12 protein-coding genes and 1 tRNA gene are annotated in these 14,141 nt (G+C 62.4%); 9 read left to right on the top strand and 4 right to left on the bottom strand.

Annotated features, from left to right (window positions below; translation table 11 throughout):
- Positions 1 to 37 precede the first annotated feature (37 nt).
- From LZK81_RS10880 to LZK81_RS10900, 5 genes are all read left to right on the top strand, one after another.
- The gene (locus LZK81_RS10880; protein WP_233956255.1) at positions 38 to 1,147 is read left to right on the top strand and encodes an endonuclease/exonuclease/phosphatase family protein; all 1,110 of its coding nucleotides are present in this window, start codon (positions 38 to 40) and stop codon (positions 1,145 to 1,147) included.
- Positions 1,144 to 1,878, top strand: a complete 735-nt coding sequence (locus tag LZK81_RS10885; protein ID WP_233956256.1) for an NUDIX hydrolase — start codon at positions 1,144 to 1,146, stop codon at positions 1,876 to 1,878. Before LZK81_RS10880 ends, LZK81_RS10885 begins: the two co-directional genes overlap by 4 nt.
- 63 nt (positions 1,879 to 1,941) lie before the next feature.
- Positions 1,942 to 2,871 carry a PhzF family phenazine biosynthesis protein gene (locus tag LZK81_RS10890; RefSeq protein ID WP_233956258.1) on the top strand — a complete coding sequence of 310 codons (930 nt, stop codon included), beginning with the start codon at positions 1,942 to 1,944 and terminating at the stop codon, positions 2,869 to 2,871.
- A 234-nt stretch (positions 2,872 to 3,105) separates the two neighbouring features.
- Positions 3,106 to 3,181: transfer RNA gene (locus tag LZK81_RS10895), tRNA-Lys, on the top strand.
- Between the two features lie 148 nt (positions 3,182 to 3,329).
- Positions 3,330 to 4,085 carry a BA14K family protein gene (locus tag LZK81_RS10900; RefSeq protein WP_233956260.1) on the top strand — a complete coding sequence of 252 codons (756 nt, stop codon included), beginning with the start codon at positions 3,330 to 3,332 and terminating at the stop codon, positions 4,083 to 4,085.
- An 8-nt stretch (positions 4,086 to 4,093) separates the two neighbouring features.
- On the opposite strand, the gene LZK81_RS10905 is transcribed toward LZK81_RS10900, so the two are convergent.
- The 3 genes from LZK81_RS10905 to LZK81_RS10915 form a co-directional block, all read right to left on the bottom strand.
- Positions 4,094 to 5,035: an acetamidase/formamidase family protein gene (locus tag LZK81_RS10905; RefSeq protein WP_046606843.1), complete on the bottom strand. Its 942-nt coding sequence runs from the start codon at positions 5,033 to 5,035 to the stop codon at positions 4,094 to 4,096.
- Positions 5,036 to 5,157: 122 nt separating this feature from the next.
- A complete protein-coding gene (locus LZK81_RS10910; RefSeq protein WP_233956262.1) occupies positions 5,158 to 6,363 on the bottom strand; it encodes a CynX/NimT family MFS transporter in 1,206 nt (401 codons plus the stop codon).
- A gap of 199 nt (positions 6,364 to 6,562) precedes the next feature.
- A complete protein-coding gene (locus LZK81_RS10915) occupies positions 6,563 to 7,498 on the bottom strand; it encodes a LysR family transcriptional regulator (RefSeq protein WP_046606844.1) in 936 nt (311 codons plus the stop codon).
- A gap of 157 nt (positions 7,499 to 7,655) precedes the next feature.
- Here LZK81_RS10915 and LZK81_RS10920 point away from each other — a divergent pair, with 157 nt between their 5' ends.
- From LZK81_RS10920 to LZK81_RS10930, 3 genes are all read left to right on the top strand, one after another.
- Positions 7,656 to 8,477: an alpha/beta hydrolase fold domain-containing protein gene (locus LZK81_RS10920; RefSeq protein WP_233956264.1), complete on the top strand. Its 822-nt coding sequence runs from the start codon at positions 7,656 to 7,658 to the stop codon at positions 8,475 to 8,477.
- Positions 8,478 to 8,510: 33 nt separating this feature from the next.
- Entirely contained in the window at positions 8,511 to 9,692 is a 1,182-nt protein-coding gene (locus LZK81_RS10925) for an efflux RND transporter periplasmic adaptor subunit (protein ID WP_233956266.1), read from the top strand.
- Between the two features lie 130 nt (positions 9,693 to 9,822).
- Positions 9,823 to 13,008 carry an efflux RND transporter permease subunit gene (locus LZK81_RS10930; protein WP_233956268.1) on the top strand — a complete coding sequence of 1,062 codons (3,186 nt, stop codon included), beginning with the start codon at positions 9,823 to 9,825 and terminating at the stop codon, positions 13,006 to 13,008.
- Positions 13,009 to 13,068: 60 nt separating this feature from the next.
- Here LZK81_RS10930 and LZK81_RS10935 read toward each other — a convergent pair whose 3' ends face one another.
- Positions 13,069 to 13,839, bottom strand: coding sequence for an SDR family NAD(P)-dependent oxidoreductase (locus LZK81_RS10935; RefSeq protein ID WP_233956269.1), 771 nt, complete (start codon positions 13,837 to 13,839; stop codon positions 13,069 to 13,071).
- 104 nt (positions 13,840 to 13,943) lie between these two features.
- Between LZK81_RS10935 and LZK81_RS10940 the strand changes: the two genes are divergently transcribed.
- Complete coding sequence (locus LZK81_RS10940) at positions 13,944 to 14,090, top strand: hypothetical protein (RefSeq protein ID WP_172717028.1); 147 nt, start codon at positions 13,944 to 13,946, stop codon at positions 14,088 to 14,090.
- The last annotated feature ends 51 nt before the right edge of the window (positions 14,091 to 14,141 follow it).

A 14,141-nucleotide genomic window follows, 5' to 3' on the forward strand; every position in this document is an offset into this window, starting at 1 on the left:
ATGGTTATGCTGTTCGCCAAGAAAAGGAATCCCTCTCATGTCGCTGTGTCTCGGCACCTTCAACATTGAAAACCTGATGACGCGCTTCGATTTTTCCGGCTGGCGCAACCAGCTCCGGCAGGACCGCGTGCTGCGGCTCTACGACGTGCAGGACAAGGCCGTCTACCAGCAGCTCGAACAGGCCCGCCTGATCGCCGAGACCGACGACACGCGGCAGCTTTCGGCACTGGCGATCGCCGATGCGGATGCCGACATCCTCTGCCTGCAGGAGGTCGACAACATGCCGGCGCTGCAGGCCTTCGAATACGGCTATCTCTACCGCATGGTCGGCAACGGCTACCGCCAGAAATATCTGGTCGAGGGCAATGATTCACGTGGCATCGATGTCGCCGTGCTGATGCGCGAGGAGACCCGCAGCGGCGAGAAGATCGAGGTGCAGGACGTGCGCAGCCACGCCATGCTGACCTATCAGGACCTCGGCCTCTTCAACGACGAACTGGCGCTCAGCAACCAGGCCCACGACAAGATCTTCAAGCGCGACTGCCTGGAACTGGAGCTGACGATCGGGGGCAAGCCCTTCTCGCTGTTCGTCGTGCATTTCAAATCCATGGGCAATGCCCGCGACGGCCAGGACGGCCGCACCGGCACGATGGCGGTCCGCATGGCGGAGGCGAAAGCGGTGCGCCAGATCGTCGAACGCCGTTTCGGCGAGGGACGAACCGCCGACAAGAACTTCGCCATCTGCGGGGACATGAACGACTATCAGGAAAAGGTGCAAGTGATCGGCACACGCCGCGAGGGCTACCTCTTCGAGCCGCGGAGCGAAGAGGTGAGTGCGCTGAATGTCTTCACCGACGACGGCTTCGTGGTCAACGCGGTTACGCGCCGCGAGGTGATGGATCGCTGGACGCTCTATCATGCGCGCGGGCCGGAGGAGCAGCATCTCTGCCAGCTCGACTATATCTGGCTGTCGCCGGCGCTCGCTGAGCACAACCCCGAGAGCGTGCCGGAGATCATCCGCGGCGGCCAACCTTATCGCACCGTCTTTCCCCCGGGACAGGAAGTGGAACGGTTTCCGCGCATCGGCTGGGACCGGCCGAAGGCATCGGACCACTGCCCCGTCGTGATGTCGCTGGAGCTTCGATGACCATCCAGACGATCAGTGGCTGGCCCGCCGAAAATACCGTCTTCGAGGTCGAGGCTTTCGATCTTTCGGTCCTGCCCGGAGCGCATCCCATCTATGTCGCGCACCGGGACGAGATAGAGGAGAATTGGGCGCGCGAAGCGGCGGCCAATCCACATCTCTTCAACGGCCAGATGGTGCTGCAGAACAGGCTTTCGTTCCGGGACGGCGTGATCATCGGCGAGGCGCATGTCATCCCTTATTCGACGCTTCTATGGTGGCGGAGACAGCCTGATCCCGCCGGCGCCTTCCATCTCTTCGGCTTTGCCGTGCCCGTTTCGTCCGATGGGGCGATCATCGCCGTCCGGATGAGCGAAAGGACCGCCAATCCGGGTCAGGTCTATTGCGCCGCCGGCTCGCTCGATCTCCTGGACATCGTCGACGGCAAGCTCGATCTCGAGGCCAATATGTACCGTGAAGTTCGGGAGGAAACCGGCCTCGACCTTGCCGAAGCGAAGGCGGACCGGCAACTCTTCGCCAGCTACGGCGGGCACCGGGTCGTCGGCTTCCGCTTCTATCGCTTCGACCTTACGGCGCAGGAGATGCTGGCGCGGATTGCCGACCATATGGTGCATGACGAGGAAAAGGAGATTGCCGGAGCGGTGGCGATCCGTTCGGCCGATCGCGGCGCGCATCCCTACAGCCCGTTGATGTTCCCGATTCTCGACCTGTTTTTCGGCCGGTCGATGCGCTGAACAGGGTTGCTTTGAGCCGACTGGTCGGGCAGTTTGGCGCCATCGAAACACGGGGAGGTGTGGTTGGCCCGTCGCTACAGCATCTATGACGTCTTCACCGACAGACGACTTGCTGGCAATCCGCTGGCGGTGATTCTCGATGGAGACGACCTTGCCGACGACAAAATGCAGGCGATCGCCAGGGAGATGAATCTCTCCGAAACGGTGTTCGTTCAGTCTTCCGCGAATGCAGCCTATGCAGCCCGTCTGCGCATCTTCACGCCGGGCCGGGAGTTGCCTTTTGCGGGGCATCCGACCGTCGGAACGGCGGTGGCGCTCGCCGAACTCAATCATGGGTCCGGACCCGGGGCCGGGCAGCCCGACATGGATCTTGTCTGCGTGCTGGAGGAAAATGTCGGCCCTGTGCGCTGCGCCGTACGGCTTCGTGCCGGCGAGGCCGGATTTGCCGAGTTCGACCTGCCGAGAAAGCCGGTGCAGATCGAGCTTCCGCTCGACCGGCAGGGGCTGGCCGATGCGCTGAGCGTCAAATCGACGGATATCGGTTTCGAGAACCATGCCGCCTCCATCTGGAGTGCCGGCGTGCCCTTCCTGATGATCCCGTTGCACAATCTGGCGACGGTCCAGAATCTCGAATTCGACACGGCCTTGTGGGAAAAGGCAGCGCCGTTCGTCGAGGGATCGCTTGCATCGGCATACGTCTATTGCCGCAGCGGCGTGAACCATCAGGCAAAGTTCCATGCCCGGATGTTCTCGCCGGACATGGGGATTTCCGAGGATCCGGCCACGGGCGCTGCCGTTGCCGCACTCTCCGGCGCGATCCGGCATTTCGATGCGCTCCCGGACGGCCATCACCCGGTGCTGGTGGAGCAGGGGGTGGAGATGGGGCGTCCGTCGTTGATCCATCTGCATATCGACGTGAAGGAGGGAGAGATCGCCAGGGCCCGCATCGGCGGCCAGGCAATCAAGGTTGCGGAAGGCACGCTCTATCTTTGAATTTCGCCGTCTTGTCGAAGGTTGCGATATTGTGACGCACTAAGACTTTGAAACTTTTCGTTTTTGCATCGCTTGTTGAGCTGCGGAGAGGTTTCCATCAGGCGCAAAATGGGGCCCGATGGATTTTTTGCCCGGTCGGGCGAATAATTTTAGCCGAGCCGCTGGACAAGCCGAACGATCCCCTTTATACGCCCCTCACACCGCTGGCGAGCACGCCTCGCACAGATGGTTCTTGGGTGATTAGCTCAGTTGGTAGAGCAGCTGACTCTTAATCAGCGGGTCGTAGGTTCGAGCCCTACATCACCCACCATCTCCTCTTTCGAAGAGTTGGACGAAGACGGGGGCGCATGTCGCCCTGTCATCATCCGTGATCTCCAATCCTGCTTCTTTTGCTCCCTCGACGGGAACTCCGGCGCCTGATCCGCATTTGGTCTGCAAAACGAAATGGGAGAGCGGTCATGAAGCCAATCCTCTTGCTTTTGGGCAGCCTTGTCCTGCTCGTTCTGGTGTTCCTGAGCGGCGTGATCATCACCGCGAACGTGATCGCCGAACCTGAACCCCATAAGTTCGCCCATATGGATACGCCGGATCTGTGGACCTCCAAACCGAAGGCCGTTGACACCGTCGGCCAGGATTATCAGCGCCTGCCCACCGCGACGCCTCCGGCTTCAGTTGCAGCCGATACGCGGGAAACGCCTGCTGTTCAGCAGACCGACTCGGGGGGAGCCGTTGACAATACGGTGACCGGGTCTCTCAATCCGCAGCAGCCGCCCATATTGCCGCAGCCGACCGAAGAGCGGAAAGCCATGGTCGATCCCGCCCAGGCGGACTGGTGCTTCGCGCGATACAAGTCCTATCGCATCGAAGACAATAGTTACCAGCCCTTGAGCGGCGGCCCCCGTCGGCAGTGCCAGGCACCGGGCGCGCCCGCGATTGAGACTGTTGCCGCCGCACCGGTTCCCGACCAGGCGCAAGCCCCGCAGATGCAGGACGAATTGCAGCCGCTTCCGGAGACACCGGCTGCCCGCGCCAACCAGCGAGCCGACAACGCTGTGGCGGGCTATGCACAGTCGCAGGCAGTCGATGCCGGCGTTCCGGCCGGATCCCATGAGGAATGGTGTTTTGCCCGTTACCGGTCCTACCAGGCCGAGGACAACAGCTATCAGCCCTTCGCCGGCGGCCCGCGCCGCCAATGCCAATCGCCTTTCGGCTGACCACCAGCTCAGGCGGTGCGCTCGACGAGGTTCTTCGCCATCATCATATGCACGCCCTTGCAGCCGTTGACGGTCTGGGTGATGCGAAGATCGCCGGCGAGGCTGCAGAGCGTATAGGCGTCTTCGCGCGACAGGCCGCCTTTTTCGCCGAGCAGCACGATCATGTCGCGCAGCGCCATGACGGCGCATTGGTCGAGATCCGGATCCATGCCCATGGTGATGTAATGCGTCGGGGTTTCAGCCCGTGGATAGACGAAATCGAGATCGCCGCGCACGGTCAGCTGGAAGGTGCCGCGCAGTGCCGTCTCGATCGCGGTGATGCAGACTTCGCCGTCGCCCTGGGCACCATGACCGTCCCCACAGGAAAACAGCGCGCCCTCGTTGAAGATCGGCAGATAGAGCGTGGTGCCGGCGACCAGTTCCTTGTTGTCGATATTGCCGGCGTGCGAACGCGGCATGATCGAGGTGATGCGGCCCCAGTTCGGCGGTGGAGCGACGCCCATCACCCCGAAGAAGGGCGCCAGCGGCAGGTCGAGACCCCAGGGCAGGCGGCCGACATTCCTCTGCTTGTCGAGCGGAATGGTGATCATCCGCGGCGTCTCGAAATCATAAGGGAGCGTGCCGGCAAGCGGACGGATGACGTTATAGCCCCAGTCCTGGCGCAGCTCGACATCGAGGATCTTCACCTCCAGCACCTGGCCGGGACTGGCGCCGCGCACGGCGACCGGGCCGGTCAGGATATGGCCCTGCATGATCGGCCGGCAGTTCTCGTGAATTTCGAGATGTTCGGGAAGGATGGTGAACCCTTCCTTGGGCAGAACTTCCGCAGGGCCGGAGACCGTGTCGATCACCACCGTGTCGCCGCTGTCGATCGTCAGCACCGGCTCGCGGGCGGCGTCGAAATAACCCCAGGCGCAGGTTTTGGAGGAGGCGGAGACGTGATGTTTCATGGCCGGGCTCGCTTGTCTGATCCGGGAGAGACTAGCCGATTTTACTTTGCACGCCAGCCCGCAAATCGAGCCCGGCTTCCTCGCCGCGCCTTGGTGGATGAGCCATTCTCGACCCTTCTGGCTCACATCGTTCTGGCGGTTTCCGGTCTCGTCGCTGCGATGCGGCGTTCGGTCTGGCGCAGGCAGAGCGCCAGGATTAGGCCGAGGCCCGTTGCTGCGGCGATGTAGAACGGCGCGCCCTGCCAGCCGGATGCCGCAACGATCGAGGCGAGCAGCATGGGTCCGAAGACCTGGCCGATATTGGACCCCTGCATGACGAAGCCGCTGAACGTTCCGACGAGGTCGCGGCGCGGTGCATAGACGGGCAGTGCCCCCATGATCGTGGCCGGCAGGACGCCGCCAGACACCGCGTAGAGCACCGAGGCTCCGTAGCGCGTCCAGAGCGGAAAGCCATGGCCGAAGACGACGAAGGCGGTCAGCGTCAGCATCACGCAGGGGCCGGCGATCAGCACCCAGCGCGGGGCGCCCCAACGCGCGAATACGCCGCCGACCAAGTTGCCGACGCCGTTCGCGAGCACCGCGAGCGCGGTCATGATGGACGCCGCCGTCAGGCCTGTTCCCATTTCCTCTATCAGCAGTGTCGGCAGGAAACCGAAGACGGACATGAAGCTGGCGCTGTAAGCGGCAAAAATACCCGACAGTATCCAGGACATCGGCCGGGAGGCTGTGAGGCTGACGGCTGTCAGCAGCGAGGTTGTCGGATGTCCCGTAGCCTGCGGCTTCGGCACCTTCATCGTCAGCAGCGCGACCATCGGGATGACGCTGAGCATGGCGGCAAAAATCCATGACCCCTGCCAGCCGAAGCTCGGCAGCAGGAAGGGCGAGATCATCATCATCACCGCGACGCCGACCGGCATCCAGATACCCCAGAGAGCAAAAGCAAGGCCGGTGTCGCGCAGCTCGACTGAAGCAGCAATCAGGCCGGGGGCGGCGACCGAGACCATGATGAGGCCGACGCTTTCGAGCACGCGGCTGGCGAAGATCACGGTTTCCGAATGGGTGAGGGCGCCGATCAGGCTGCCGGCGATCAGAAGGGCAAGACCGAGGATCATCGCACGGCGATGGGTCAGGTAATCGGTGAACCGGCCGATCAGGATGCCGCAGGCGGCGCCGAGAGCGCTTGAAAGCCCCATCAGCCAGCCGGCGGCCACGAGGTCTATCCCGAGCTCGGAGCGCAGCAGGGGGATGGCGGGCGGCACCTTGCCCACATGCAGGGCCGCCGCGATTCCTCCCAGAACAGCGATTGTGACATGTCCCCAACGAGTCATGCTGTCGGTATTCCATTCATCGAACAAACGTCCGAGCGCTTTATCATCCCCGTACTAGCTCAGGCATAAATTCCTTTGCGGAGGGCATGATTTTTTGGCTGTCGGAGCGCCGAACGACGCCGTGCCGGGACAACGGCGTCCAATCCAGGAAGGCGCCGAACGACATCAGGGCGGTCGTCGCCTCATTGGCAAGCCAGAGCTAACTCGCCTTGCGCATCTGCTCGCGGCTTTCCTCGACCTTGAGGTTCTGAACCAGCTTGGCGAGCCAATCGACGAAGACCCGCACCTTGTTGGAGAGGTGGCGGGTCTGTGGATAGACGATGTAGAGGGGCAGGGATCCGCAGCGCCAATCGGAGAGCACTTCGACAAGTTCGCCCTTCTCCACCGCCTCCCTCACCATGAAGCGCGGCGATTGCACGATGCCCATGCCGGATATGGCCGCGTTCACATAGGTCCGGGCATCGTTGACGGAGACTACGTAACGGGGTGTGATTTCCACGTTTTCGTCGTCGCGATGGAATTCCAGGGACCTCACCCGGCCGGACTGGGCACTCAGGTAACCGACGGCCAAATGGTCTTCCTGCAGGTCCTGCGGGCGTTCGGGCGCCCCGAAATTGCGGATGTAGAGTGGTGCCGCATAGGCGGACATGCTGATCTCGCCGACCTTGCGGGCAATCAGCGACTGGTCGGTCGGGGTGCCGGCGCGCAGCGCGCAATCGACGTTTTCGGCGATATAATCGACCAGCCGGTCGCCGACGCCGATATCGAGCCTGATCTGCGGAAAACGCGTATGGAAATCGCATAAATTCGGAATGACCAGCAAATCGGCAAAGGCGCCGGCCATTTCCACCCGCAGCCGCCCGGACGGCTGCCGCTGCGAATTCGAGATGCTGCCGTCGAGTTCGTCGAGCTCGGAGATTATCTGCATCGCCCGCTCGTAATAGAGCGCGCCGTCGGTCGTCACCATCACCTTGCGGGTCGTCCGGTTGAGCAGCGTCGTGCGCAGATGGCTCTCGAGGCTCTGGACGAGATTGGTCACCGTCGTTTTCGGCATGTTGAGGGTCGCTGCAGCCCGGGTAAAATTGCCGGTTTCCACGACGCGGACGAATACGCGCATTGCCGAAAGCTGATCCATTGTCCTGATTCCTGCTGCGTCGCAACATTGTTCCGAAATATGGAATAGTGTTGTCGAATGCCGTGAGCTTGTGTGTTTTCACCCGAATAATAATATCAGGTTCAAGATTGACGGCAAGTACCCCGCTTTTACTAGGGGTTTGTCCGAGGATTTTTCAATGACCGCGCAGTGGGAAAACATCGCATTTGACAAGTCGGCCATGCCGGCTGTGCCGATGCGTGTCTATGAAGGAGCAGCCAAGGCTAAGGCTCCGCCGCTGGTACTTTATCTGCGAGGCGGGGCGTTTCTCAATGAGCAGCGCGGCGAAAACGAACGGCCAGTTGCAAAGGCATTGGCCGAGTCGGGGGCCGTGGTACTCGAAGCTGATTACAGCAGTGTCTCGCAGAACATGTTTCCGCAAGCGATGGAATGCGCTTTTGCGGCGCTTCAATGCCTGGCCGGCCGGCGCAAGCAGTTCGGCAGCGCGAAGTCTCTGCTTTTCGTCGCGGGCGACGAGGCGGGCGGCAATGTCGCGGCCGGCGTGGCGCTGAAGGCGCGCGATCTGATGCCGGGCGAACTGAGCGGCCAGATCCTGCTGTCGCCGATGATCGACCCGATGATGACGACGCAATCCTTCCGCAAGGCGGACGAGATCGGCATGGGCGAACGCTGGGCCGAGGGCTGGAGCCATTATCTCGGCTCCCATTGCGGGTTCCAGCATCCTTATGCGGCACCCTGCCTCTGTTCGCGGCTTTCGGGTGTCGCGCCGGCTCTCATCGTGACATCGGAAGACGATCCGTTGCGCGACGAAACGCTCGGTTATGCGGCGCGTCTGAGTGAGGCCGGCGTTTCGGTCAGGCGGAAGATTTTCCCGGCCAGCTGCGGCTGGACGGGCATTTACAGAGAAGGCGACGGCAAGTGGATGAAGACGCTCTGCGCCGAATTCACCGATTTCGTCCAAGAATTAAGTTCGAAGCATAGCATATTTGAAGGTAAATAACGGCCGACTCCCAAGGCCGTAAGGAGATTACAGATGACCTCGAAGATCAAAAGCTGGGCCCTGTGGGGCACTGGACTGAGCACGGCTGCACTGATTGCCGGTGCCTCGGTTTATCTCGATCTGCCGCAGGGCGCCCATGCCGCGCCTGCGACGGCTGCTGCTGCTCCGGCCGTCCCCGTGACGGTCGCCACCGTCGAGCCGCGCAACGTTTCCACCTGGCAGGAATTTTCCGGGCGGTTGGAAGCCGTCGACCGCGTCCAGATCCGGCCGCGCATCACCGGCGCCATCCAGTCGGTGCATTTCCGCGAAGGCGGACTGGTGAAGCAGGGCGACCTGCTCGTCAGCATTGACCCGGAGCCCTACCAGGCGGCGGTCGCTCAGGCCGAAGGTCAGGTGGCTTCGGCGCAGGCGAGGGTGGAACTTGCCAACACGGAACTCGAGCGCGGCAAGAACCTCGTCTCCAAGAACACCATCTCTCAGAGCGATCTCGCCCAGCGCCAGAGCGCCCAGAGTGAGGCGCTGGCCAATCTCCAGTCCGCCAAGGCGGCATTGAAGACGGCGCAGCTCAATCTCGACTATACCGAGATCCGGGCACCGATCGCAGGCCGGGCCGGCAAGTTGGAAATCACGGTCGGCAATCTGGTGGCGGCGGGTTCCGCCTCCGCCCCGCTGACGACGCTGGTTTCCTCCGATCCGATCTATGCGAGCTTCGATGCCGGTGAAGACCTGGTGTCCAGCACGCTCGCCGACCTTCCGCTCGTGGACGGCGTACCGGCGATCGAACAGGTGCCGGTCGAGGCGAGCACGCTCGCCGCCAACGGCACGCCGATCCGCGGCAAGCTGCAGCTCATCGACAACGAGGTGAACGCCTCGAGCGGCACGATCCGTGTGCGCGCCGTCTTCGACAATCCGGGTGGCAAGCTGATCCCGGGCCAGTTCGTGCGGGTCCGCATGGGCCAGCCGAAGGCGCAGGATCACCTGATGGTCAGCGAAAAGGCCGTCGGCACCGATCAGGACAAGAAGTTCGTCTTCGTGGTCGATGCGGCCAATACCGTTGCGTACCGGCAGGTGGAGCTGGGCACGGCGGTCGATGGCATGCGGATCGTCGAGAAGGGCCTCAATCCGGGCGACCGGATCGTCGTCAATGGCCTGCAGCGCATCCGTCCGGGCGCGGTTGTCCAGCCCCAGGAAGAGGCGAAAGTCGCCAACAAGTAACGCTCTGAGCGGCGGTTAGTCCGCCGCTTTCCAACACTCATCCAGTTCCGGTTCGTGGAGCTTGCGGCCTTGTCGGCCGCGAGCCGGGGCCGTTTCGCCTCTTGTTCAACCCCGGAGAGAGGGCTTTGACATGAATATTTCCAGGTTTTTCATCGACAGACCGGTCTTTGCGGCCGTGCTGTCGATCCTCATCGTGGTCGCAGGCCTGATCGGCATGCGGTCGCTGCCGATTTCCGAATATCCCAATGTGGTCCCGCCTTCGATCGTCGTGCGTGCCGTCTATCCTGGCGCCAACCCGACGGTCATCGCCGAGACCGTCGCAACACCGCTCGAAGAGCAGGTGAACGGCGTCGAGGACATGCTCTACATGTCGAGCCAGGCGACGTCCGACGGCGTGCTGACCTTGACTGTGACGTTCAAGCTGGGCACCGACCCGGACAAGGCGCAGCAGCTGGTGCAGAACCGCGTCAGCCAGGCGGAACCGCGCCTGCCGGCGGAAGTGCGTGCGCTTGGGGTTACGACCGTCAAGAGCTCGCCCGACTTCATCATGGTCGTCAATCTCGTCTCCGACACCGATCGTTACGACATCACCTACCTGCGCAACTATGCGACGCTGAACGTCAAGGATCGGCTCACCCGCATCCAGGGCGTCGGACAGGTTCAGGTCTTCGGCGCCGGCGACTATTCCATGCGCGTCTGGATCGATCCGCAGAAGGCGGCCGAACACTCGCTCGCCGCAAGCGACATCTCGAATGCGATCCGTAGCCAAAACGTCCAGGCTGCCGCCGGCATCATCGGCGCATCGCCGAGCCGGCCCGGCGTCGACCTGCAGCTCAACGTGAATGCCCAGGGGCGCCTGCGCACCCCGGAGGAGTTCGGCAACATCATCGTCAAGAGCGGCGAAAACGGCGAGATCACGCGGTTGCGCGACGTCGCCCGTATCGAGCTCGGCGCGGCGGACTATACCCTGCGCTCGCTGCTTGATGGCCAGCCGGCCGTCGCCGTTGCCGTCCTTCAAGCACCCGGTTCCAACGCGATCGAAATCGCCGATAACGTCCGTGCGACGATGGACGAACTTCAGAAAGTGATGCCGGAAGGCGTCAAATACGAGATTGTCTACGATACGACCAAGTTCGTGCGCGCCTCGATCGAGAAGGTCATCGAGACCTTGCTTGAAGCGATCGCGCTCGTCGTGATCGTTGTCATTCTGTTCCTGCAGACCTGGCGGGCGTCGATCATTCCGCTGATTGCCGTGCCGGTCTCGATCATAGGCACGTTTGCGGTCATGTACGCCTTCGGCTTCTCGATCAACGCGCTGACGCTGTTCGGGTTGGTTCTGGCGATTGGTATCGTCGTCGACGACGCAATCGTGGTGGTCGAAAATGTCGAACGCAATATCGAGAACGGCCTCAGTCCGCGTGATGCGACCTACAAGGCCATGAAGGAAGTCTCCGGCCCGATCATCGCAATCGCGCTCGTGCTGGTCGCGGTCTTCGTGCCGCTCGCCTTCATCACCGGCCTCTCCGGTCAGTTCTACCGGCAGTTCGCGCTGACGATCGCCATTTCGACTGTCATCTCGGCGATCAACTCGCTCACCCTGTCGCCGGCGCTGGCAGCCCTTCTGCTGAAGGACCATCACGCCAAGAAGGACTGGCTGACGCGGTTCATGGACGCGATCCTGGGCTGGTTCTTCCGCGGCTTCAACCGTGCCTTCGGGGCCGCCTCGAATGGGTACGGACGCACGGTCGGCGGGCTGCTTTCCCGCAAGAGCCTGGTGATGATCATCTACTTCGCGCTTGTGGCGATGACCTACAGCATGTTCAACGCGGTGCCGGGCGGCTTCGTGCCGGCGCAGGACAAGCAGTACCTGATCGGTTTCGCTCAGCTTCCGGACGGCGCAACCCTCGACCGCACGGAAGAGGTGATCAAGCGGATGAGCGACATCGCCCTGGAACAGCCGGGTGTCGAGCACGCCATCGCGTTCCCGGGCCTGTCGATCAACGGTTTCACGATCGGCTCGAATGCCGGCATCGTCTTCGCAGTTCTCGACGACTTCGAAAACCGCAAGACACCGGAGCTTTCGGGCGGTGCGATTGCCATGCAGCTGAACCAGAAGTTCGGCGCCATCCAGGACGCCTATATCGCCATGTTCCCGCCGCCGCCGGTCAACGGCCTCGGAACGACGGGCGGGTTCAAGCTGCAGATCGAGGATCGTGCCGGCCTGGGCAACCAGGCACTGGACGAGGCGGCCAAGGCAGTCATCGCCAAGGCCTACCAGACGCCGGAACTCGCCGGCATCTTCTCGAGCTTCCAGATCAACGTGCCACAGCTCTATGCCGACCTCGATCGCGCCAAGGCAGAACAGCTCGGCGTCTCGGTGACCGATGTCTTCGAAACGCTGCAGGTGTATCTGGGTTCGCTCTATGTCAACGACTTCAACGCGTTTGGCCGCACCTACAGCGTCCGGGTGCAGGCGGATGCGCAATTCCGCGCCAAGCCGGAAGATATCGGCCAGTTGAAGGTCCGTTCGCAGTCCGGCCAGATGATACCGCTTTCGGCTCTCCTGAAGGTGGATGCCCAGACCGGTCCGGAACGCACGACGCGTTACAACGGCTTCCTGTCCGCCGATATCAATGGCGGTCCGGCACCGGGATTCTCGTCCGGCCAGGCAGAGGCTGCGATTACGAAGATCCTCGACGAGACGCTGCCTTCCGGCATCGAGTTCGAATGGACGGACCTGACCTACCAGCAGATCCTCGCCGGCAATTCCAGCATCGTGGTCTTTCCGCTGGCGCTGCTGCTCGTCTATCTCGTGCTCGCTGCCCAGTATGAAAGTCTGACGCTGCCGATTGCGATCATCATGATCGTGCCGATGGGTGTGCTTGCCGCCTTGACCGGGGTCTGGCTCACCGGTGGAGACAACAACATCTTCACCCAGATCGGGCTCGTGGTCCTTGTGGGTCTCTCGGCGAAGAACGCGATCCTGATCGTGGAATTCGCCCGGGAACTGGAGTTCCAGGGAAGGACGCCGTTCCAGGCGGCGGTCGAGGCAAGCCGGCTGCGCCTGCGTCCGATCCTGATGACGTCGATGGCCTTCATCATGGGTGTCGTGCCGCTGGTCGTCTCGACCGGTGCGGGTGCGGAAATGCGCTCCGCCATGGGTATCGCGGTGTTCTCCGGCATGATCGGAGTGACGTTCTTCGGTATCTTCATGACACCGGTCTTCTACATGCTGGCACGTTTGCTCACCGGCAGCCGCCCTCTGCGGCAGCACGGTACGGAGGAGGCGGCTCCCGCTCTCTCTCCAGCGGAGTAAGGTCTACCTCCGGCGCCGCGCGGGTTCTTTCCACCGGGAACCCGCGCGGTATTTTTGTGTCTAGAGGGCACCGCCGTCGACAATGATTGTCTGGGCCGTCATGGCCGCGGATGCATTCGAGGCAAGGAACAGGCTGGGGCCAACCAGGTCCTCAGCCATCAGCACCCGCTTCAAGGACTGGCGCGCGACCATCGCCGTGATGCTGTCGTCATTCAGCCAGAGTTTCTTCTGCCGTTCGGTGACGATCATGCCCGGCAGGATGGCGTTGACGCGGATGTTTTCCGGCCCGAGCTTTCCGGCGAGGCTCTTCGTCAGGCCGATGATCCCGGCCTTGGCTGTCGCATAGGCGGGCAGCCCGCCCATGTTGAGCAGATAGGCGATCGAGGAGAAATTGACGATCGCGCCGCCGCCGGCCTCGCGCAGGTGCGGGACCGCCGCCTGGGAGACGAAGAACATCTGCTTGATGTTGATCGCCTGGGCGTTGTCCCAGTATTCCTCGGTCACCGTCTCGAATTCGTGGCGGTCGTCCCAGCCGGCATTGTTGACCAGCACCGACAGCGACCCGAGTTCTTGCGCGGCCCTGTCGACGGAGGCTTTCGTCTCCGCGACGTTGCGCAGATCGGCTTTCAGGTAGAGGACCGGATGCCGGGCGGTCTCGGAGAGACGTTCCACCAGTTCGAGGCTCGGCTCGTCCGCAATATCGATGAAGGCGACCTTGGCACCCTGTGCCGCAAAACCTTCCACCAAGGCGGCGCCGATGCCGGAACCGCCACCGGTGATCAGCACGCCGCGATCGGCAAGGTCCGCATGCCGTACAGAAATATCGGCCAAAACACCCTCCTTGTCCGGCTTGGTCGCCAAGTTCTATCGCTTCGATGCGGGAAGACAAGGATGCACGACAAACTCTCGCCATTTGGGCGCGCAATGGTCTCGCGATGACCATTGCGACAGGAATAGCCGTCGGCGTCGGGCTGGGCACGGTGCTCGGGACAGCCGTTTTCGACAATATCGGCATCGGTGTTGCCGTGGGCATCGCGATCGGCGTTGCCCTGTCTCAGTTCCTGCGTTCGCGATCGAAATAGCCCGAACGAGATCACCGGTTCTTTGCCGGCAATTGCCTTTCGACATCATTG

The organism is Neorhizobium galegae (genome assembly GCF_021391675.1).
Taxonomy (GTDB): Bacteria; Pseudomonadota; Alphaproteobacteria; order Rhizobiales; family Rhizobiaceae; genus Neorhizobium; species Neorhizobium galegae_B.